At 61.1% G+C, this 20,114-nt stretch carries 19 protein-coding genes and 1 pseudogene; 10 read left to right on the top strand and 10 right to left on the bottom strand.

Features of this window, described 5'->3' with window-relative positions; translation table 11 throughout:
• Position 1: 1 nt before the first annotated feature.
• Entirely contained in the window at positions 2 to 541 is a 540-nt protein-coding gene (locus AACW30_RS16885) for a (2Fe-2S)-binding protein (RefSeq protein WP_119740456.1), read from the bottom strand.
• A complete protein-coding gene (locus tag AACW30_RS16880) occupies positions 534 to 3,365 on the bottom strand; it encodes a xanthine dehydrogenase family protein molybdopterin-binding subunit (protein ID WP_200625404.1) in 2,832 nt (943 codons plus the stop codon). Before AACW30_RS16880 ends, AACW30_RS16885 begins: the two co-directional genes overlap by 8 nt.
• Before the next feature lie 296 nt (positions 3,366 to 3,661).
• On the opposite strand from AACW30_RS16880, the gene AACW30_RS16875 reads away from it, so the two are divergent.
• Positions 3,662 to 4,252, top strand: a complete 591-nt coding sequence (locus AACW30_RS16875) for an acyl-homoserine-lactone synthase (protein WP_200625403.1) — start codon at positions 3,662 to 3,664, stop codon at positions 4,250 to 4,252.
• 49 nt (positions 4,253 to 4,301) lie between these two features.
• Here AACW30_RS16875 and AACW30_RS16870 read toward each other — a convergent pair whose 3' ends face one another.
• Positions 4,302 to 5,027 carry an autoinducer binding domain-containing protein gene (locus AACW30_RS16870; RefSeq protein ID WP_339385059.1) on the bottom strand — a complete coding sequence of 242 codons (726 nt, stop codon included), beginning with the start codon at positions 5,025 to 5,027 and terminating at the stop codon, positions 4,302 to 4,304.
• 429 nt (positions 5,028 to 5,456) lie between these two features.
• Between AACW30_RS16870 and AACW30_RS16865 the strand changes: the two genes are divergently transcribed.
• The 7 genes from AACW30_RS16865 to phzG are packed head-to-tail and all read left to right on the top strand — an operon-like array spanning position 5,457 to position 11,744.
• Positions 5,457 to 5,948, top strand: coding sequence for a PhzA/PhzB family protein (locus tag AACW30_RS16865; RefSeq protein WP_106580349.1), 492 nt, complete (start codon positions 5,457 to 5,459; stop codon positions 5,946 to 5,948).
• Between the two features lie 25 nt (positions 5,949 to 5,973).
• Complete coding sequence (locus AACW30_RS16860; RefSeq protein ID WP_200625401.1) at positions 5,974 to 6,465, top strand: PhzA/PhzB family protein; 492 nt, start codon at positions 5,974 to 5,976, stop codon at positions 6,463 to 6,465.
• A 23-nt stretch (positions 6,466 to 6,488) separates the two neighbouring features.
• Positions 6,489 to 7,691: a 3-deoxy-7-phosphoheptulonate synthase gene (locus AACW30_RS16855; protein WP_200625400.1), complete on the top strand. Its 1,203-nt coding sequence runs from the start codon at positions 6,489 to 6,491 to the stop codon at positions 7,689 to 7,691.
• A 15-nt stretch (positions 7,692 to 7,706) separates the two neighbouring features.
• Positions 7,707 to 8,330 (top strand): isochorismatase family protein, encoded by a 624-nt coding sequence (locus AACW30_RS16850; RefSeq protein WP_106580352.1) that lies wholly within the window; start codon positions 7,707 to 7,709, stop codon positions 8,328 to 8,330.
• A 20-nt stretch (positions 8,331 to 8,350) separates the two neighbouring features.
• Positions 8,351 to 10,240, top strand: coding sequence for an anthranilate synthase family protein (locus AACW30_RS16845; protein WP_372239328.1), 1,890 nt, complete (start codon positions 8,351 to 8,353; stop codon positions 10,238 to 10,240).
• Positions 10,241 to 10,242: 2 nt separating this feature from the next.
• Positions 10,243 to 11,079, top strand: a complete 837-nt coding sequence (locus tag AACW30_RS16840) for a PhzF family phenazine biosynthesis protein (RefSeq protein WP_124417462.1) — start codon at positions 10,243 to 10,245, stop codon at positions 11,077 to 11,079.
• Complete coding sequence (gene phzG, locus AACW30_RS16835) at positions 11,076 to 11,744, top strand: phenazine biosynthesis FMN-dependent oxidase PhzG (RefSeq protein WP_200625398.1); 669 nt, start codon at positions 11,076 to 11,078, stop codon at positions 11,742 to 11,744. The genes AACW30_RS16840 and phzG overlap by 4 nt, the downstream gene beginning before the upstream one ends.
• A gap of 9 nt (positions 11,745 to 11,753) precedes the next feature.
• Here the strand turns inward: phzG and AACW30_RS16830 are convergent, their stop codons facing one another.
• The 6 genes from AACW30_RS16830 to AACW30_RS16805 all read right to left on the bottom strand — a co-directional run bounded on the left by AACW30_RS16830 (position 11,754) and on the right by AACW30_RS16805 (position 18,043).
• On the bottom strand, positions 11,754 to 12,371 hold the full coding sequence (locus AACW30_RS16830; protein WP_200625397.1) for a dTMP kinase: 618 nt from the start codon (positions 12,369 to 12,371) through the stop codon (positions 11,754 to 11,756).
• Between the two features lie 185 nt (positions 12,372 to 12,556).
• Positions 12,557 to 13,789 (bottom strand): phosphopentomutase, encoded by a 1,233-nt coding sequence (locus AACW30_RS16825; RefSeq protein WP_200625396.1) that lies wholly within the window; start codon positions 13,787 to 13,789, stop codon positions 12,557 to 12,559.
• Positions 13,786 to 15,093, bottom strand: a complete 1,308-nt coding sequence (gene deoA / locus AACW30_RS16820) for a thymidine phosphorylase (protein WP_179607941.1) — start codon at positions 15,091 to 15,093, stop codon at positions 13,786 to 13,788. Before deoA ends, AACW30_RS16825 begins: the two co-directional genes overlap by 4 nt.
• Positions 15,094 to 15,103: 10 nt before the next feature.
• Positions 15,104 to 16,369, bottom strand: coding sequence for a NupC/NupG family nucleoside CNT transporter (locus AACW30_RS16815; protein WP_200625395.1), 1,266 nt, complete (start codon positions 16,367 to 16,369; stop codon positions 15,104 to 15,106).
• Between the two features lie 54 nt (positions 16,370 to 16,423).
• Positions 16,424 to 16,834: a cytidine deaminase gene (locus tag AACW30_RS16810; protein ID WP_119740485.1), complete on the bottom strand. Its 411-nt coding sequence runs from the start codon at positions 16,832 to 16,834 to the stop codon at positions 16,424 to 16,426.
• Between the two features lie 303 nt (positions 16,835 to 17,137).
• Complete coding sequence (locus AACW30_RS16805; RefSeq protein WP_200625394.1) at positions 17,138 to 18,043, bottom strand: LysR family transcriptional regulator; 906 nt, start codon at positions 18,041 to 18,043, stop codon at positions 17,138 to 17,140.
• Positions 18,044 to 18,193: 150 nt separating this feature from the next.
• Between AACW30_RS16805 and AACW30_RS16800 the strand changes: the two genes are divergently transcribed.
• A complete protein-coding gene (locus AACW30_RS16800; RefSeq protein ID WP_164487938.1) occupies positions 18,194 to 18,391 on the top strand; it encodes a tautomerase family protein in 198 nt (65 codons plus the stop codon).
• A gap of 50 nt (positions 18,392 to 18,441) precedes the next feature.
• Positions 18,442 to 18,792 (top strand): annotated as a pseudogene (locus AACW30_RS16795) (putative quinol monooxygenase); the annotation flags it as partial.
• On the opposite strand, the gene AACW30_RS16790 reads toward AACW30_RS16795, so the two are convergent.
• On the bottom strand, positions 18,785 to 20,104 hold the full coding sequence (locus AACW30_RS16790) for an LLM class flavin-dependent oxidoreductase (RefSeq protein WP_200625392.1): 1,320 nt from the start codon (positions 20,102 to 20,104) through the stop codon (positions 18,785 to 18,787). The pseudogene AACW30_RS16795 and the gene AACW30_RS16790 overlap by 8 nt on opposite strands.
• Positions 20,105 to 20,114 lie beyond the last annotated feature (10 nt).

The following is a 20,114-nucleotide window of genomic DNA, read 5'->3' as shown; positions in this document are numbered from 1 at the left end:
CTTAACCCTCCTTGACCAGGCCGAGATCGGTCAGCACGTTGCGGGTCGCGTTGTAGTAACGCACGTAGCCGGTGCAGCGGCAGATGTGGTGACCGAGGCTGTCCTCGATGACTTTTTCCAGCTGGCTTTTAGCGATGGGCTGACGCTGCAGCTTCTCGACCAGTAGGGTCGCGGCATTGACGAAACCCGGCGCGCAATAGCTGCACTGGAAGGCGAATTCGTCGACGAAACGCTGCTGGATCGGGTTCAGTTGAGTGACGTTGCCCTGCTCGTCGCGGGTCGCGTGCCCCTCGATGGTCCGCACTTTTTTGCCTTCGAAATAGTGGGCGCCGGTGATGCAGGTGCGCACTTCTTCGCTGGTGCCGTCCGGGTTGTCGACGATCACCACGCAGGCGTGGCAGATGCCCTGGCCGCAGCCGAGCCGCGAACCGGTGAGGTTTTTGTATTCGTGCAGGTAGTCGATCATCGGCAGGTCATCAGGGATGTCCACCGGGCCGACGGATTGACCGTTGAGGGTCAGTTGAAACGGACGGTTAGCCATTGAGGGCCTCCTTGATGCGCGCAGAAGTGATAGGCAGGTCGCGGACACGTTTGCCGATGGCGTGGGCCACGGCGTTACCGATAGCGCCGACGATCGGGATCATCACCACTTCTGCGATGCCCTTGGACGGGTCGCTCGGCGACAACGGCGGCAGGATTTCAGCCGTCTGGTTCCACACGGCAACGTGTCGGGCCATCGGCAAGCGGTAACGGTTGAAATTCCAGTCACCCTCCCCCGGCCCGCCTTCGTACAGCGGCATCTCTTCCATCAACGCGTGGCCGATGCCCATGGCGATCCCGCCTTCGAGCTGCCCCTTGACCAGCTCTTCCACCAGCACCCGACCGCACTCGACCCACGAGTGGTGGTTGAGCACTTGCACTTCGGCGGAGCCCTTGTTCACTTTCAACTCCACCAGCGTCGCAACCGGGCTGTAGTAAGTCACCGCCGCGTTGTTCAACTGGGTGACCGGGTAGTGGACGTTCTGGCGATCCAGCAGATGGAAACCGTTGCTGGTCATCTGTGCCAGTTTCGCCTTTGGTGCGCCGTCGCCGTACTTCACCGCTAAAGCATCCAGAGGCAGACGCTCGCGCACGCCGTCGATGCTGTACTCGGCCTCGGCCCAGCTCCAGCGGTTGAAGCCGTGCACGGTAGCGCCGGTCACCAGGCCCTTTTCGTGCGCGTACCTGGCCAATTGCTCAAAACTCAGCGGCTGCATGCCGTTGGCGGTGAGTTTGCCGTCGACCCAATGCGCATCTTCGCGGCGCACCACGTATGGGTTGGCCTGGCCGCCGTAAGGACCTTGGCCCCAGATCTGCAACGCTGCCGGCCACAAGCCGTGGTTGAACAGCACCCGTGAGGCTTCACGAGTGGCGTGGCTGAAGTAGTACGCGGAGTTGGTCGCCGACGAGGCCGACGCCAGTTTGCCGACCCAACGCGGGTTGCGCAAAAAACCATCCTGTTCGGCCTGGCTCATGGTGTACGGGTTGCCGCCCGTGGTCAGTTGCAACTCTTTCCATTCGGTTTCGCCGGTCTTCACTTGCGTGGCCGGAATGCCGATGAAATCGGCCACCACCAGGGCTTGCGAGGTGGACATGCCGGTGCCGATTTCAATGCCGATATGGCGCAACGTCACGTGCCCTTCAGCGGTGAATTCGATGCTGGCCATCGGCGCCTCGGAACCGGTGCCGAAGTCTTTTTGGCAGATGGCAAAACCGACGCCATACCAGTGATCCGGGTCAGCGGCTTCGCGTGTCTTTTTGATCAGGTTGCGATTTTTCCAGACGTCATGGACAGCTGCCTTGTCGAGAATCTCGTGCAAGCGCAATGCGCCGGCCGGCACCGCGCCCTGGGTGTTTTTCATGCCCGACAGCATGGCGTTTTTCTTGCGCAGGTCGATGGCGTCGATGCCGAGACGGCCGGCGATTTCGTCGACCATCATCTCGGTCGACGCCATGCTTTGCAGGGTGCCGTAACCGCGCATCGAACCCGCTTCAACCGCGCGCGAATGGTAGGCCGTGACCTGCAAATCGTTCTGCGGCATGTAGTAGATCGACTGCGCTGCCGTGGCGCCAACCGCGGCCACCGAAGGGCTGTAGTTGATGCGCCCGCCGCCATCGACGTTCATCTCGGCGCGGAAAATCTGGAAGCTGTGATCGTTTTTGTCCACCGCCAATTGGTAGCGGATATCGAACGGGTGACGCTTGATGCCGCTCTGGAACTGCTCATAGCGGTCGTTGGCCAGGCGCACCGGCACACCCGCGCCGTACAACGCGGCGAGGGCTGCGTAGTAGACAAAAATGTTGTGGTCCTTGGAGCCGTAACCGACGGTGTAGCCCGGGTGCATGTGCAGATTCGCCAGGCCGAAGCGCGATGGCGCAATCATCTTCGCGGTTTCGGTGGCCGCTTCCAGCGGGCATTGGGTGGCGACGACAAAGTGCAAAGTCTTGGTGGCCGGGTCGTACCAGCCGTTGCCGTTGTCCGGTTCCATCGCGGCCGGCTCAATCGACGGGGTTTTGTAGCGCTCGTCAAACACCAGCCAGTGGTCGGGCGGCGCGTCGATTTGCTGCTTCATCCGGTCGGCGTAAAACAGCCCGCGCTCGGTGAGATTGCCGTGCAGGTCCGGCTGGGAATTCCACACCGGACGACGGTTTTTCAGCATCGGGAACAGGATCGAATCCTTGAGGCTGGCGAATTCATCTTCGTCCGCTGAGGTCGCACCGCCGACGCGCACATAGCGGAAGCTGCCATATGGATCACGTTCGTAATACGGCGCTGAGGCGCCGTAACGGATCGCTTTGTCATTGAATTTGAGTTTGGCCTTGGCCTGGCGGAAACGCTCGAAGTCGTTCCAGATCAGGATCGCCACGGGGTGACCGATGAACATTGGCACCTGGCCTTCGGGCAACAGCGGATCCGGCGCGTGCTCTTCCGGGAAGACGATGCCGTCTTTGTCCAGGTCGGCGGCCGTCACGATGCGGTCAGGTTGCAGGTCGGCGCCAAGCCACGACAGATCGTAGCCGGCGTAGATGCGATCGGCCTTGGTGGTCTTCAGCAACAGGGCGTGGCCCTGTTGCTGCGGCCAGCCCGGCATGTCCTTGGAACGGATGTCGCGGGCAAAGACTTTGCTGCCGCAGACCTTGGACAAGGCGTCGTTACGCGAGCGCGCCTTGCCATTGTTGCCGAGCCATTGCTCGGACGGCACGGTCACGCTGTTTTCCATCAACGCAGCCAGCGCCTGGGTGCTGAGCGGTGTAAGCGTCACGCTCACACCCGCCACCAGCCCGCCCTGAAGGAACGAGCGCCGGGAGATATCACGGTTGGACATGGATCATCCTCTGGGCGGTTATAGGTCCGCCCTTATGGTTATGTTCTGGGGATCTCGGGTCTGGCAGAAGCGCTTTTGCCGGAACAAAAGGCTGTACGTGGCAGTGCAAAGCTGACCGAAAGGTTAACTTTATAGGTTTATGCGTCAGCCGCAAACAAGCTGTTACAAAAAATTGACCGAAGAATCAAATCTGCGAACCGCATGCCAACGCCACCTACAAGATCTTGTAGGTGCCAAGCCTGTGCAAGTCCTCTATAAAAACCGCACTCACCCCCACCCCCAAGGAGCTCCGGACCATGCACATGGAAGAGCACACGCTGAGCGCAATGAGCGACGAGCTCAAACTCAGGCTAGGCCGCTTTCGGCACGAGCAATTTGTCGAGAAACTCGGCTGGCGGCTGCCTGGCCATCCGCACCAGGCGGGTTGTGAATGGGATCAATACGACACCGAGCATGCGCGCTACCTCTTGGCGTTCAGCGAGCACCGTGCCATTGTCGGCTGCGCGCGTCTGATACCCACCCCATTCCCAAACCTGCTGGAGGGTGTTTTCAGCCATACCTGCGCTGGCACGCCGCCCAAGGATCCTGCCATCTGGGAAATGACACGCTTCACCACCCGCGAGCCGCAATTGGCCATGCCGTTGTTCTGGAGAAGCCTGAAGACCGCCAGCCTGGCAGGCGCCGATTTCATTGTCGGCATCGTCAACAGCACGATGGAGCGCTATTACAAAATCAACGGGGTCAACTACGAACGACTGGGACCGGTCACCGTGCACCAGGACGAAAAAATCCTCGCGATCAAACTCTCGGCTCACCGTGAACACCACCGGTGCGTCCGCCCGCCTTCAGCCTTCATGCCCGGCGCACTGTTGAAAGACACCGCTTGATACCGGCCGAGTCATCCTTTTGGGATGGCTCGGCAGCAGTTGATGAACCTCAGATATACCCCAGCGCCACCGCGTAAGACACCGCCTGCACACGGTTGCTGGCGCCGATTTTGCGTTGGATATTGCGGTGATGGTAATTCACGGTGTCGGTGCACACGCCCATGATCACGCCAATTTCCTCGGAGGTTTTGCCGTCCGCGGTCCAGCGCAGCACATCACACTCCCGTTCGCTGAACTCGACATCCGTGTTGAACACACGAGCGTCATTCTCCAGCTCAGAAATTTTCTGGTGGGCCGCAGCGGCAAACGCTTTGGTCACCGGCTTCAAGGCTTCGAACTCCTGAGGGCTGATGACGTTGTCCTTGCGTGCAATGCTCAACACCCCTACCCGGCCCTGGGTGTTGAACGAAGGTTGCGCCAGGCCATGGCACAGACTCGAATCGTTGGCCTCAGACCACAGCTCAGGGCACCCCTTGAATAGCGCATTGCTCCACAAGATGGGGGCGGACGAGACTTTGCTGTGTTTCACCGTGGGGTCAATCGCCGCGTAGTTCGCTGCCTGGTATCGCGCTATCCAATCCTTGGGATAATTACTGTACATATACGTTTTGGGCCGCATGAACGGGGTTGCGCTGCACATGCCATAGGCGAAAAAATCAAACTGCAGTTCACGTAAGGCCCTCAATGCAACAGCCGTAAATTCCTGCATGTTCATAGTTTGCGCAAAGATACTGTAAAAATAAGCATCCCATCCCAACAGCTGTCCTAATTCCATTTGAACACCACTCGAGTTGGAAACGAGTCGTGAGACTAGACGAACCTGAACTCATGTCAATACACAATGTTCGAAGGTTATAGACCGCTTCGCAATAGCGAAGGGTTTATTGTGCCTAACGAACTAACTAGCCATAGGCCATTGATAGCCTGGCGATGTTAGTGGGCCATCGGTGCGGTTTGGCCGACGAACGAGCCGGTTGATTCATAATAGTGCAACACACCCTCCGATGGATTGCATCCAACCCGTCACGCACCCGCCGCTACAAGATCTGGTAGTTCCTGCCGCGAGAAGTGCAGGTGTATAAACAACACGCCTCAGCACGCTCTCACCCTCCACAGTTAAAACCTGTCAATGCTGACGTGCGTTATTAACTAAATATTTACTTGATTTTCAAAAACGTTAATCAAACTAAGGAGAACATGGCTCATGTCGGTTTCGCTTTGCGCCAGTGGCTTTAATGATCAGCTTGAACTTCGCCGAAAAAACCGCGCCACCGTGGAACAGTACATGCGCACTCATGGCAAAGATCGCCTGCGTCGGCATGAACTGTTCACCCCGGATGGCAGCGGCGGTTCGTGGAACACCGAAACCGGTGAACCCCTGGTATTCAAGGGCCACGCGAAACTTGCCGCCCTTGGCGTGTGGCTGGAGCAATGCTTCCCAGACTGGCAGTTTCACAACGTGCGGGTGTTTGAAACCGACAACCCCAACCACTTCTGGGTCGAAAGTGATGGCCGTGGCAAAACCCTGGTTCCCGGCTATCCGGAAGGTTATTGCGAAAACCATTACATCCATTCTTTCGAATTGGACAACGGCAAGATCAAGCAGAACCGTGAATTCATGAACCCCTTCGAACAACTGCGCGCCTTGGGCATTCCGGTGCCAAGCATCAAGCGTGAAGGTATCCCCGCCTCATAAACCCTTTCATTATTGGAGAGTGAACATGCCTACTCATGCAGCGCGACAACTAACCGCTCACGACATAAGCGAACTTCGCCGCAAGAACCGCGCCACGGTCGAGCAATATATGCGCACCCATGGCCAGGATCGCCTGCGCCGCCATGAACTGTTTACCGAGGACGGTTCGGGTGGCTTATGGACCACAGACACCGGCGCGCCGATTGTAATCAGTGGCAAGGCCAAGTTGGCCGAACATGCTGTTTGGTCACTCAAGTGCTTCCCGGATTGGGAATGGTACAACGTCAACGTATTTGAAACCGACGACCCCAACCATTTTTGGGTCGAGTGCGATGGCCACGGCAAGATCCTCTTTCCAGGTTATCCCGAAGGGTATTACGAGAACCACTTCCTGCACTCCTTCGAGCTGGAAGACGGCAAAGTAAAACGCAATCGCGAGTTCATGAACGTCTTTCAACAACTGCGCGCCTTGGGCATCACCGTGCCGCAGATCAAGCGTGAAGGCATTCCTACTTAATCCTTTGGGAGAGTAATCGCATCATGGAAGACTTACTGAAACGGGTTCTAAGTTGTGAAGCGTTCCAGCAGCCTCAATGGAGCGAGCCCTCACAATTGCATGACGCGCAGGCCTACCTCAGGGACAGCGCATCACTGATTCGCGTCGAAGACATCCTGGTGCTGCGTGCCACCTTGGCCAGAGTGGCGGCGGGCGAAGCGATGATCATCCAGTCCGGAGACTGCGCCGAGGACATGGATGAAAGTGCTCCCAGCCATGTGGCCCGCAAGGCCGCGGTGCTGGACATCCTGGCCGGTGCGTTCCGGCTGGTGACCCAGCAACCGGTGGTGCGCGTCGGGCGGATTGCCGGGCAGTTCGCCAAGCCGCGTTCCAACAACAGCGAGCGCATCGGCGATGTCGAGTTGCCGGTGTATCGCGGTGACATGGTCAACGGCCGCGAAGCGGTCTGCAACCATCGCCAGCATGATGCACAACGCCTGGTACGAGGCTATCGCGCGGCCCAGGACATCATGCATCACCTGGGCTGGAAAGAACCCGCCAGCAAGGAACAGCTCAGCGGCTCTCCCGCCTGGACCAGCCACGAAATGCTGGTGCTCGACTACGAATTGCCGCAAGTGCGCAAGGACGAACAGGGCCGGGTGTTTCTCGGCTCAACCCACTGGCCGTGGATCGGCGAGCGTACCCGTCAGTTGACGGGTGCTCACGTGGCACTGCTCAGCGAAGTGCTCAACCCGGTGGCCTGCAAGGTCGGCCCGGACATCACCCAGGACCAGTTATTGAGCCTGTGCGAGCGCCTGGACCCACGGCGCGAGCCCGGCCGCCTGACCCTGATTGCGCGCATGGGCGCCCACAAAGTCGCTGATCGCCTGCCGCCACTGGTTGAAGCGGTGCGCCACGCCGGGCACAAGATCATCTGGCTCAGCGACCCGATGCACGGCAACACCATCGTCGCGCCCTGCGGCAACAAGACCCGCATGGTGCAGACCATCACAGAGGAAATCACCGCCTTCAAACATGCCGTGACCTCGGCCGGTGGCGTGGCTGCCGGCCTGCACCTGGAAACCACCCCTGATGACGTCAGCGAGTGCGCCTCCGATGCCGCCGGCCTGAGCCAGGTGGCCAGCCACTACAAAAGCCTGTGCGACCCACGCCTGACCCCTTGGCAAGCCATTACTGCAGTGATGGCCTGGAAAAACCTGCCCTCCTCCACCCTTGCCTACCTTTGACTGGAGTTTGTCGCCATGACTGGCATTCCATCGATTGCCCCGTACGCCCTGCCTACTGCCCGCGACCTGCCCGTCAACCTCGCGCAATGGCGCGTCGACCCCGAACGCGCCGTTCTGTTGGTGCACGACATGCAGCGTTACTTCCTGCGGCCCTTGCCCGATGCCCTGCGTGAAGCCGTCGTGGCGAATTCCGCGCGCATTCGCCAGTGGGCTGTCGACCACGACGTGCCGGTGGCCTACACCGCCCAGCCAGGCAGCATGAGCGAGGCACAGCGCGGGCTGCTCAAGGATTTCTGGGGCCCTGGCATGAAGGCCAGCCCCGCCGACCGCGAGGTGGTCGACGCGCTGACGCCCAAGCCGGGTGACTGGCTGCTGACCAAGTGGCGCTACAGTGCATTCTTCAACTCCGACCTGCTGGAGCGCATGCACGCCAACGGGCGCGATCAGTTGATCCTGTGCGGGGTGTATGCCCATGTCGGGGTACTGATTTCTACCGTGGATGCCTACTCCAACGATATCCAGCCGTTCCTCGTTGCCGACGCGATCGCGGACTTCAGCAAGGCGCACCACTGGATGGCGATCGAATACGCCGCCAGCCGTTGCGCCATGGTCATCACCACCGACGAGGTGGTGCTATGAGCCAAGCTGCCGCCTGCCTCATGGAACGCATTCTGCAGCCGGTGCCCGAGCCGTTTGCCCTGTTGTATCGTCCCGAATCCAGCGGCCCGGGGCTGCTGGACGTGCTGATTGGGCAGATGTCGCAACCGCAGGTCCTGGCCGATATCGACTTGCCTGCCCCCTCAATCGGTGCCCCGCGCCTGGATGTACTGACGCTGATTCCCTACCGCCAGATTGCCGAACGCGGCTTTGAGGCGGTGGACGATGAGTCGCCACTGCTGGCGATGAACATTACCGAGCAACAATCCATCGGCATTGAACAGTTGCTGGGATTGCTGCCAGACGTGCCGATCCAGCTCAACGGCGAACGCTTCGACCTCAGCGACGCCCGCTATGCCGAGATCGTCAGCCAGGTGATCGCCAACGAAATCGGCTCAGGGGAAGGCGCCAACTTCGTGATCAAACGCACCTTTATGGCGGAAATCAGCGAGTACGGCCCCGCCAGCGCGCTGTCATTCTTTCGCCATCTGCTGGAGCGCGAGAAAGGTGTTTACTGGACCTTCATCATTCACACCGGCAGCCGCACCTTCGTGGGCGCCTCGCCCGAGCGGCACATCAGCGTCAAGGATGGGCTGGCGGTGATGAACCCCATCAGCGGCACCTACCGTTACCCGCCCGCGGGCCCCTGTCTGACGGATGTCATGGCCTTTTTGGCCGACCGCAAGGAAGCCGATGAGCTGTACATGGTGGTCGATGAAGAGCTGAAAATGATGGCGCGCATTTGTGACGACGGCGGCCACGTTCTCGGTCCTTACCTCAAGGAAATGACGCATCTGGCCCACACCGAATACTTCATTGAGGGCAAGACCCGACGCGACGTTCGCGACATCCTGCGCGAAACCCTGTTCGCCCCGACCGTCACCGGCAGCCCGCTGGAAAGCGCCTGTCGGGTCATCCAGCGCTATGAACCGCAAGGCCGCGCGTACTACAGCGGCATGGCCGCGCTGATCGGCAGCGATGGCAAAGGTGGACGGTCCCTGGACTCGGCCATCCTGATTCGCACCGCCGACATCGATAACAGCGGCCAGGTACGCATCAGCGTGGGCTCGACCATCGTGCGTCATTCCGAGCCCATGACCGAAGCCGCCGAAAGCCGCGCCAAGGCCGCCGGCCTGATAGCGGCCTTGAAAAACCAGGCGCCCTCGCGCTTTGGCAGCCACCTGCAGGTCCGCGCAGCGCTGGCCAGCCGCAATGCCTACGTCTCGGACTTCTGGTTGATGGACAGCCAGCAGCGCCAACAGACCCAGGCCGATTTCAGCGGGCGCCAGGTGCTGATCGTCGATGCCGAAGACACCTTCACCTCGATGATCGCCAAGCAGCTGCGGGCCCTGGGCCTGATAGTGACGGTGTGCAGCTTCAGCGATGAATACAGTTTCGACGGTTACGACCTGGTGATCATGGGCCCAGGCCCCGGCAACCCGAGTGATGTTCAGCTGCCGAAAATCGACCATCTGCACGTGGCCATCCGTTCCTTGCTCAGCCAGCAGCGGCCATTCCTCGCGGTGTGCCTGAGCCATCAGGTGTTGAGCCTGTGCCTGGGCCTGGAGCTGCAACGCAAGGCCATTCCCAATCAGGGCGTGCAAAAACAGATTGACCTGTTCGGCAACGCTGAGCGGGTGGGTTTCTACAACACCTTCGCCGCACAGAGTGCCAGTGACCGCCTGGACATCAACGGCATCGGCACCGTCGAAATCAGTCGCGACAGCGAGACCGGCGAGGTGCATGCCCTGCGTGGGCCATCGTTTGCCTCGATGCAGTTTCATGCCGAGTCGCTGCTGACCCAGGAAGGCCCGCGCATCATCGCCGACCTGCTGCGTCACGCCCTCATTCACACGCCTGTCGACAGCAATATATCGGCCGCCGGGAGATAACCATGCACCACTACGTCATCATCGATGCCTTCGCCAGCGTCCCGCTGGAAGGCAACCCGGTCGCGGTGTTCTTCGACGCCGATGATTTGCCGGCGCCGCAAATGCAACGCATCGCCCGAGAAATGAACCTGTCGGAAACCACCTTCGTGCTCAAGCCACGCAACGGCGGTGATGCGCTGATCCGGATTTTCACCCCGGTCAACGAACTGCCCTTTGCCGGCCACCCGTTGCTGGGGACGGCCATCGCGCTGGGCGCGCACACCGACAATCACCGGCTGTACCTGGAAACCCAGATGGGCACCATCGCCTTTGAACTGGAGCGCCAGAACGGCAGCGTGATCGCCGCCAGCATGGATCAGCCGATACCGACGTGGACGGCCCTGGGCCGCGATGCCGAATTGCTCGAGGCGCTGGGGATCAGCGACTCGACCTTTCCCATCGAGATCTATCACAACGGCCCGCGTCATGTGTTTGTCGGCCTGCCGAACATCCAGGCCTTGTCGGCCCTGCATCCGGACCACCGTGCGCTGTCGAGCTTTCACGACATGGCGATCAACTGTTTCGCCGGCGCCGGGCGGCGTTGGCGCAGCCGGATGTTCTCACCGGCTTACGGCGTGGTTGAGGATGCGGCCACCGGCTCGGCTGCCGGGCCGTTGGCGATCCATTTGGCGCGCCATGGCCAGATCGAATTTGGCCAGCAGGTGGAGATCTTGCAGGGTGTGGAAATCGGCCGCCCGTCCCTGATGTTCGCCAGGGCTGAGGGCCGCGCCGATCAACTGACGCGCGTCGAAGTCTCCGGCAATGGCGTCACCTTCGGGCGGGGGACCATCGTGCTATGAACAGTTCATTGCAAGGTAAGCCGCTGCTGGGTAAAGGCATGTCCGAATCCCTCACCGGCACACTGGATGCACCGTTCCCCGAGTACCAGACACTGCCCGCCGACCCCATGAGTGTGCTGCGCAACTGGCTGGAGCGCGCACGGCGCGTAGGCATCCGCGAACCCAAGGCGCTGGCGCTGGCCACCGCCGACGGCCAGGGCCGGCCCTCGACGCGCATCGTGGTGATCAGTGAGATCAGTGACACCGGGGTGTTGTTCAGCACCCATGCCGGCAGCCAGAAAGGCCGTGAGCTGAGCCACAACCCGTGGGCGTCGGGCGTGCTGTATTGGCGCGAAACCAGTCAGCAGATCATCCTCAATGGCCAGGCCGTGCGCTTGCCGGATGCCAAGGCGGATGAGGCGTGGCTCAAGCGCCCGTATGCCACGCATCCGATGTCGTCGGTGTCTCGCCAGAGCGAAGAACTGCAGGATGTTCAGGCCATGCGCAACGCCGCTCGCGAACTGGCCGAAGGCCAAGGTCCACTGCCGCGTCCTGAGGGCTATTGTGTGTTCGAGTTGCGTCTTGAATCGCTGGAGTTCTGGGGGAATGGGCAAGAGCGGCTGCATGAGCGGTTGCGCTATGACCGCAGCGATAACGGCTGGAGGGTGCGGCGTTTGCAGCCTTGACTGCACAAACTACGAACATCGAAGGACGCTGTAGATCTCAGAAACCACCTGAGCCGTGGCGTCCTCGATCGTTGTTTCATTACGGCATAAAACCCAGCCGTGATCGGTCATCGCGCGCTCGAACGCCTGAGTACACGCGACATGCTCTTCCAGCTTGTGCATCACAGTACTGCTCAGCCCACGCCGTCGCTCGGCTGCCCTCGCCCAAGAAATATCAGGGGCGGTGACCACGCCGACATGCAGGTCGGGCACTTGCACGTTTCGATCAATGTTCAACTGCAGAATGTCTGCAAACCCGACGATCCGGCGAAACGCTGCATCAGAGGGGTACCAGCGATCAATCAAGATGATGCTACCGGCGGGCTGTCTGGCCAGTACGTGGCGGGAAATCCAGGCACGGCTGTCAGCAAAGCGCTCACACACCCTCAGCTCCAACTCCCGGCTGGGGTGTCTGACGAGAGTGTTAACGAGGGCCATGGTTTCAGCCCTGTAGGGATCGCTTTTTTGCTCGCTGAGTCGGATCACCTTTTGCCTGTCTGCCCTCAGCACTTGGGTCACAGCTTCCAAAAGCGTGGTTTTACCAGTGCCCTTGGGGCCATCGAGAGAAACAAACAGTGGACGACTCATACTTCACATAATGATTGGTAGCGGTTTATTGGGCTCTGTTCGTTCGCTGGAGCCGCCTGGCGCGACGACGCGAATCGAGTGCGGAGCCCATATGAACAGACATTACTGAAGGCGTCGATGAACAATTGGCAAACCCGCCATCAAGCTACCCCGCCCGATTCCAAAGCACGGGGTGCCAGGCGGACTCAAGGGTGACCCTTCAGCAGAAACGAAGTCCCCCACGCCAACGGCGCCAAGCCCAAATGTGCCGCCAGCGTCTGGCCGATATCGGCAAAGCTGCCGCGCTCGCCCAGCCAGCCAGCCGCAACGCCTGCCCCAAAAGCCAAGACCGGCACATGCTCACGGGTATGATCGCTGCCCGGACGCGATGGGTCGCAACCGTGGTCGGCGCTGATGATCAGCAACGTCTGTGGGTCCATCAACGCCAATAATTCCGGCAGCCTGCGGTCGAACGCTTCCAGCGCGGCAGCGTAGCCGACCAAGTCGCGACGGTGCCCGTAGAGCATGTCGAAGTCGACGAAATTGGCGAACACCAGGCTGTTGTCCGGCGCCTGCTGGTAAGCCTTGAGCGTGGCATCGAACAGCGCGTCGTTGCCATCTGCCTTGTACAACCGGCTGATGCCGCGGTGCGCGAAGATATCGCCGATCTTGCCCACCGCCTGCACGCTGCCGCCAGCTTCGCACAGATGATCCAGCAGCGTCGGCGACGGCGGTGGCACCGTGTAGTCGCGACGATTGCCGGTGCGGCGAAACTCGCCCGCGCGCTCGCCGGTGAACGGCCGGGCAATGACCCTGCCGACGGTGTATTCATCACACAAATCGCGCGCGATTTCACACACCCGGTACAGCTCATCCAGCCCGAAATGGCCTTCATGGGCGGCGATCTGCATCACGCTGTCGGCCGAGGTGTAGCAAATCGGTTGCCGGCTGCGGATGTGTGCTTCGCCCAATTCGTCCAGCACCGTAGTGCCCGAGGCATGGCAATTACCCAGAACACCCGGCAACCCGGCCCGCTCAATCAGGTCGGCCAGCAGCTTGGGCGGAAACGACTCGACCGGCCGCTCGAAATACCCCCAGTCGAACAACACCGGCACGCCCATCATTTCCCAATGCCCGGACGGTGTGTCCTTGCCTGAGGATTGTTCGCGCGCATGGCCGTAGGCGCCGACCGGGGCAGCGTCGCCCCAGTGGCCCGGCAACGGTCCGTCACCGCTGGCCGCGGCGGCGGCGCCCAGGCCCAGGCGACCCAGATTTGGCAGCCACAGCGGCCCCCGGCGCAGTGGCCCATCGGCCTCACCGCGGGCACACGCCTGGGCTATATGGCGCAAGGTGTCGGCGCCGGCATCGCCAAAAACAGCAGCGTCGGCACTGGCGCCGATACCCAACGAGTCCAGCACCAATACGATGGCTTTGCTCATAGGATGGCCTGGATCAAATCACGTGAGGCCAGGCTCGAACCGCCTGACCGATAGGCGGCGCGCAAGGCGGATGCGCCCTGCGCGGCCTGCTCTGGATTGCGCGCGTGAACCCAGCCCAGCGGCCGTTGCGCGTTCACCTGTTCACCAACAAAGGCCAACTCGCTGAAGCCCACGGACAAGTCCAGCACGTCGTCGGGATGACTGCGCCCACCGCCCAATGCCACCACTGCCAGGCCCACCGCCCGGGTATCGATCTCGGTAACGCAGCCCTCTTCCTCGGCCCACACCGGCACCGACACGGCGGCCTTGGGTAAATGCGCTTCAGGGTTTGCCGTGAAGCCCGGCGGGCCGCCCAGAGCGACGACCATTTGCTCGAAGCGCTGCAAGGCTGCCCCGCTCTGCCAGGCCTGAAGCAATTGATCACGGGCCTGGGCGTCATCCCGCGCCAAACCGGCCATCGTCAATGCCTGGGTGGCCAGCGCCAGGGTCACCGCCCACAGGCGCTCGCTGCGCACCTCGCCCTTGAGCAAGGCGACTGCTTCGGCAACCTCCAGGGCGTTGCCGGCACTGCGGGCCAGCGGTTGATTCATGTCGGTGATCAGTGCGCGGGTATTGACCCCGGCACCGTTGGCCACCGCGACGATGCTGGCGGCCAGTTCGCGTGCCTGTTCCGGCTCGGCCATGAAGGCGCCGTTGCCGGTTTTCACATCCATGATCAGTACGTCGAGGCCGGCGGCGAGTTTTTTGCCGAGGATCGACGCGGTGATCAGGTCAATTGACTCCACCGACCCGGTCACATCGCGGATCACATACAAGCGCTTGTCCGCCGGCGCCAGGTTGGCGGTCTGGCCGATGATGGCGCAACCGACCTCGGCCACCACCGCGTGCAGGCGTTCGGGGCTGGGTTGGCAGTCGTAACCGGGAATACTCTCGAGCTTGTCCAGGGTGCCGCCGGTATGGCCCAGCCCACGCCCGGAAATCATTGGCACGTAGCAACCGCAGGCCGCCAGCAACGGCGCGAGCAGCAAGCTGATCATGTCGCCGACGCCACCGGTGGAATGCTTGTCCACGACCGGCCCCGGCAGGTCCCACTTCAGCACTTGGCCGGAATCGCGCATCGCCTCGGTCAAGGCCAGGCGTTCGCTCACGTCCATGCCCTTGATGAACACCGCCATGGCGAACGCCGCCACCTGCCCATCGCTGAGGCTGGCGTCGGCAATGCCGGCGACAAAGCGTTGAATGTCCATTGCGGCCAGGGCGTGCCCGTCGCGCTTACGCCGAATCACTTCTTGTGGCAACCACATACTGTGCTCCTTACAGCGAAATGAAAAAGCCGACAATCGCCGCGCTCATCAGGTTAGAAAGCGTGCCGCCGATCATCGCCCGCAAGCCCAGCCGCGCGAGTTCCTCACGGCGTTGCGGGGCGATACCTGTGAGGCCGCCCAGTTGAATGGCAATCGAAGACAGATTGGCAAAGCCGCACAGGGCGAAGGTGACGATCACCTGGGTATGCACCGACAACAGCGGCACGCCAGCTTCGGCGGCCTTGGCCGGTGTAAGGTAGTTAGCCAGGTCGGCGTAGGCGACAAACTCGTTAAGCACCAGTTTTTCGCCGATAAAACCGCCGGCCATGACCGCCTCATGCCATGGCACCCCGAGCAGAAAAGCGATGGGCGCCAGCACGTACCCAAGGATCAGTTGCAAGGTCAATTGCGGGTAGCCAAACCAGTTGCCCGCCCAGCCCAGAAGCCCGTTGAACAGCGCGATCAACGCGATAAATGCCAGCAGCATGGCACCCACCGACAAGGCCAGGCGCAAGCCAACCTGGGCGCCATCGGCGGCGGCGTCGATGATATTGGTGGGGCGATTCTCGGCCTGGCCCAGCTCCTCGATCACCTGTTCGGTGCGGGCGGCTTCGGTTTCCGGCTCCATGAGTTTGGCCATCAACAGAGCGCCCGGTGCCGACATGAAGCACGCCGCGATCAGGTACTTGAGCTCCACGCCCAGCCCGGCATACCCCAGCAGCACCGAGCCGGCCACGGCGGCGAAACCACCGACCATCACCGCGAACAACTCAGAGCGCGTCAGCTTGGCAATGAAGGGCCGTACCACCAGCGGCACTTCCGACTGGCCGATGAAAATCGCCGAGGTCACCACCATCGACTCGATGCGACTGGTGCCCAGCAACAGGCGCAGGGCACCGCCCACCAGCCGAATGATCCAGCCCATCACACCGATGTAATACAGCACCGAGATAAAGCTGCCGAAGAACACGATCATCGGCAACACCCGGATGGCGAACACAAAACCACCACTGCCGAACACTTCAAACATGTGCGGCGAACTCAGGCCGCCGAACAGAAACTCGATGCCTTTGTTAGCGTAAAGCTGCAGCGAGGCCACCGCCCCTGAGAGCGAGGCGAGCACCGCCTGGCCCCACGGCACGTAAAGCGCAAATGCGCCGATCAAGACCTGGATCAAAAACGCCACCGAAACCGTGCGCCAGTTGATCGAGCGTCGTTGATGAGATAAAGCAATGGCAATGAGAATAAGCGTCGCTATTCCGACAAGACTGATCATGCAGGCGTCTCAACAATGGACCACGCGAATGCAGACTCGAAGGCCTGCCCAGGATTAGAAAGCGTCGAAGGCGCCCGGCAGCAATTGCTCCAGGGTCCAGGTGCGCGTGGCGGCCGGGTCACTGCCCTGACAGATCACCACCGCATCCTTGGCCATCAACTCCAGCATCACCTGGCGGCAGGCACCGCAAGGGCTTATCAGTGAAACGTTGGGTGCATAAACAGCCATGGCTTTGAAACTGCGCGGGGCATGGCCCTGGCTGATAGCGCTGAACAAGGCGCTGCGCTCGGCACAGTTGGTCAGCCCGTAGGAGATGTTCTCCACGTTGCAACCCTGCACCACCTCACCGTCGGCAGTCAGCAATGCCGCGCCCACGGGGAAATGGGAGTAAGGCGAGTACGTGCTCTGGGCGGCACGCTTTGCCTGTTCCATCAAACGCTCTTCAATTGTCATGCACAGGGTCATCCCATCTTATTGCGAGCACGTCCAGGGCGGTCGTGACGCTATTGTGGTGTTATTTAAATAACAATTGATGTGAATATTCAATCTTTTTCTGCACCTGTGAACGCACGTTCATGATGCCCGCGCAATTGCAGCGCACCACCTATCGCCTGAGCGGTCGCTGATCGCCTCCTTGCACACCGCGCAGCACGCGGAAACTGCGCATGAGGTAATTGGCGTTGGCAGGTTCAAGCACACCGGTCTGAGCTGACCGACCAGGCACGAATGAAGTAAGCCGGTCGAAAAGTCGATTGCGGTTTTATTCACCTACAACGGCCACTGCGCACACCGCTTGACCAACTCATCCACCACGTACCTCACCTTCGGCCGCAAGTGCGATACCTTCGGCCACACGGCATGTACATCAACGGCTTCCGGCTCGTAGGTGTGCAGCACCTCAACCAGGCGCCCCGCGTCGATATCGTCCTGGAACAGGCTGCGCGGCATCTGGCACAGGCCAGTGCCGGCAACCGCCGCCAGAATCATGGCTTCGCCATCGCCAATCTGATGCGCGGCGGGAGGCGCGTACCACTGCGTACGCCCTGCCTGCATGACTCGCCAGGCCAAAGGCTGGCCACGTCGATGCCCGACAATGCAGCGGTGATGGCTTAGGTCTTCAAGGGTTTGAGGCATTCCAAACCGTGCCAGGTAACCGGGCGCGGCACAAATGGCCCAGCGTTGGCGCGTCAACCGCCGCGCTACCAGCCCACTGGTGTCCGGCAATTCGCCGAAGCGCACCAGCAAATCAATCCCCTCTTCGAACGGGTCCACCAAGTGGTCGGAAAACGTCAGGTTCAATTGCAGCGCGGGGTATTTATTGGCGATCTCGAACAGCAAGGGCGCAACCACGCGACGACCGAAAGCCACCGGCACATCGACACGCAAGCGCCCCGAAGGCTCACCCCCATTGGGGCCCAAGCCACTTTCGGCGGTGCCGATTTCTTCCAGTGCCGTAGAGCACGCCAGGTAGTAAGCCTCGCCATCGGCGGTGAGGGAAATTCGCCGCGTGGTGCGATGAAACAGCTGCGTGCCCAAGCGCTCTTCAAGCCGTGCGACGGCTTTGCCCACGGCAGATTTCGACAGGCCCAAGCGCTCCGCAGCCTGTGTGAAGCTGGCCGAACGCGCGGCGACGACAAAGGTGATAACACCCTGGAAGGAATCGATAGGGACCATGCCGCACTCGCTGATTGTAGAGTTTTAGTCTACCCAGACTATAGCCAGAGGCCGTTTATCGCCAGCTTGCTCAACAGTAGGATGGCCTCAGTCACATAGCGGTGCACATGGCGCACTGCTCCCAGACCAATCTCTCAAGAGGAATACGTCATGCCCGTCGTACGAGTGAGCTGGTTCGAAGGTAAAGAACACGCGCAGAAAGCCGCAGTTGCCGCCGACATCACCGAAAGCATCGTCAAACACACCGGTACTGATGCCAATTACATCTACGTCATTTTTGAAGACGTTGCGCCGTCCGATTGGGCCGGTGCCGGCAAACTCTTCGCAGGCGCCCCCGACAAGTCTTGAGCGCCTCCCACTCAACAGGCGCCGCCTGGCGCCCCTGACGGAAACCCAGCATGCACCCTTATATTTCCTGTTTGTTTACCCTTGAAGTACAGCCCGCAGCGTTCGCCGAATTCAAGGCACTGATCGCCACCATCGTCACGGCCACCCGTGCCGAGCCCGGCACCCTGATTTACGAATACAGCGCAAATGAGGATACCCGCACCGTGCATATCCTCGAGCGCTACCACGCTGATGCCGTGGTCAGCCACGTCGACACCACGTTTGCACCGTTCGGCCAGCGCTTCCTGGAACTGTGCAGCATCACCAGCCTGGTGGTGTACGGCACGCCGGACGCCGAGATCCGCAAGCGCCTGGACCCATTCGGCGCGGTGTACATGACCCCGTTTGACGGCTTCAGCCGCCAAATCGCGGAATTCCCAGCCCCAAACTCTCGCGCAACGTCGTCCCCTCATACGCCGTGCGATACACCCCGCGCGCCTGCAGCAACGGTATGACTTCCTGCGTAAACCGCGCGAACTGCTGCGGATGCCCAATATAGATATTGAACCCATCCACCGCCCGCGCCTGGAGCCACTCCTCCATCTTTCGTGCAACCGTGTCCGCCGTGCCCACAAACGCGCCCGGCCGCAGTTGGCGGCCAAACTCCACTGCTTGGCGCAGCGTGAAACCTTTCTCCCGTGCCTGGTCGGCAATGCGCTTGGCATTGGTGAAAAAGCTGCTGCGCGCTGCTTCCAGGCTCTCTTGCGGAAACGGAGCATCGAGGTCGTATTGGCTGAAATCATGCCAGCCGAAATTGCGCCCGAACTCCTTCAGCGCCAGCTCGAAACTGTGATCGGCGTGATGGTAGTGCTGCTCGATTTCCCGCGCGTGCTCATCGGTGTCGCCCACATAGACCTCGGCGCCGGGCATCACCAGCAATTGCTCCGGGTCGCGCCCCCGTTGCGCCGCCCTGCCCTTTATATCGCGGTAAAACGCCTGGCCCTGTTCGATGCTGACCGCGTGGGTGAAGATCACGTCCGCCGTGGCGGCGCCCAGGTCACGACCTTGCTCTGAGTCGCCAGCCTGGAAGATCACCGGCTGGCCTTGCGGCGAGCGTTGGATGTTCAGCGGGCCGACCACCGAAAAATGTTCGCCCTTGTGGTTCAGGCTGTGCAGTTTGCTCGGATCGAGGAACTGGCCGGTTGCACGGTCACGCACGAAGGCGTCTTCCTCGTAGGAGTGCCACAGGCCTTGCACCACCTGGACGTGCTCGGCGGCGCGGCTGTAGCGCGTGTCGTAATCGTAATGTTCGTCGCGGCTGTAATTGCCGGCGGTGCCGGCGTCGCCGCTGGTGACCACGTTCCAGCCGGCGCGGCCTTTGCTGATCAGGTCGAGTGAGGCCAGGCGCCGGGCCACGTTATAGGGCGAGTTGTAAGACGTGGTCAGCGTACCGACCAAGCCCAGATGCCGCGTGCTGACGGCCAGCGCAGAGAGCAGCGTCAGCGGTTCCAGGCGGTTCAGGTAGTGGGACGGCGAGCCCGGTGTGATGAATTGGCTGTCGACGATAAACATCAGGTCGAACAGCGCCGCCTCAGCCTGGCGGGCAATGTCGATGTACCAGTCGACGTTGACGCTGGCGTCGGCCGGCAATTGCGGGTCGAGCCATAGATTGTGGCGGCCCGGCCCACCACACCCCATGGTCAGGGCGCCGAGTTTGAGCTGTCGTTGGGTCATGTCGGAAGAG

The organism is Pseudomonas sp. MF6747 (genome assembly GCF_963890955.1).
In the GTDB taxonomy this organism is placed as follows: domain Bacteria; phylum Pseudomonadota; class Gammaproteobacteria; order Pseudomonadales; family Pseudomonadaceae; genus Aquipseudomonas.
The sequence above is the reverse complement of the archived record's forward strand: the minus strand, read 5'-3'. Positions and strand labels throughout refer to the sequence as shown.

Bases quoted from the DNA above. Each gene is read 5' to 3' on its own strand.
- AACW30_RS16855 (WP_200625400.1), top strand. From the start codon at position 6,489: ATGGAAGACTTACTGAAACGGGTTCTAAGTTGTGAAGCGTTCCAGCAG.
- AACW30_RS16860 (WP_200625401.1), top strand. From the start codon at position 5,974: ATGCCTACTCATGCAGCGCGACAACTAACCGCTCACGACATAAGCGAA.
- AACW30_RS16865 (WP_106580349.1), top strand. From the start codon at position 5,457: ATGTCGGTTTCGCTTTGCGCCAGTGGCTTTAATGATCAGCTTGAACTT.
- phzG (WP_200625398.1), top strand. From the start codon at position 11,076: ATGAACAGTTCATTGCAAGGTAAGCCGCTGCTGGGTAAAGGCATGTCC.
- AACW30_RS16790 (WP_200625392.1), bottom strand. From the start codon at position 20,104: ATGACCCAACGACAGCTCAAACTCGGCGCCCTGACCATGGGGTGTGGT.
- AACW30_RS16875 (WP_200625403.1), top strand. From the start codon at position 3,662: ATGCACATGGAAGAGCACACGCTGAGCGCAATGAGCGACGAGCTCAAA.
- AACW30_RS16840 (WP_124417462.1), top strand. From the start codon at position 10,243: ATGCACCACTACGTCATCATCGATGCCTTCGCCAGCGTCCCGCTGGAA.
- AACW30_RS16815 (WP_200625395.1), bottom strand. From the start codon at position 16,369: ATGATCAGTCTTGTCGGAATAGCGACGCTTATTCTCATTGCCATTGCT.
- AACW30_RS16880 (WP_200625404.1), bottom strand. From the start codon at position 3,365: ATGTCCAACCGTGATATCTCCCGGCGCTCGTTCCTTCAGGGCGGGCTG.
- AACW30_RS16845 (WP_372239328.1), top strand. From the start codon at position 8,351: ATGGAACGCATTCTGCAGCCGGTGCCCGAGCCGTTTGCCCTGTTGTAT.
- AACW30_RS16825 (WP_200625396.1), bottom strand. From the start codon at position 13,789: ATGAGCAAAGCCATCGTATTGGTGCTGGACTCGTTGGGTATCGGCGCC.
- deoA (WP_179607941.1), bottom strand. From the start codon at position 15,093: ATGTGGTTGCCACAAGAAGTGATTCGGCGTAAGCGCGACGGGCACGCC.
- AACW30_RS16830 (WP_200625397.1), bottom strand. From the start codon at position 12,371: ATGAGTCGTCCACTGTTTGTTTCTCTCGATGGCCCCAAGGGCACTGGT.
- AACW30_RS16850 (WP_106580352.1), top strand. From the start codon at position 7,707: ATGACTGGCATTCCATCGATTGCCCCGTACGCCCTGCCTACTGCCCGC.
- AACW30_RS16870 (WP_339385059.1), bottom strand. From the start codon at position 5,027: ATGGAATTAGGACAGCTGTTGGGATGGGATGCTTATTTTTACAGTATC.
- AACW30_RS16800 (WP_164487938.1), top strand. From the start codon at position 18,194: ATGCCCGTCGTACGAGTGAGCTGGTTCGAAGGTAAAGAACACGCGCAG.
- AACW30_RS16810 (WP_119740485.1), bottom strand. From the start codon at position 16,834: ATGACCCTGTGCATGACAATTGAAGAGCGTTTGATGGAACAGGCAAAG.
- AACW30_RS16805 (WP_200625394.1), bottom strand. From the start codon at position 18,043: ATGGTCCCTATCGATTCCTTCCAGGGTGTTATCACCTTTGTCGTCGCC.
- AACW30_RS16885 (WP_119740456.1), bottom strand. From the start codon at position 541: ATGGCTAACCGTCCGTTTCAACTGACCCTCAACGGTCAATCCGTCGGC.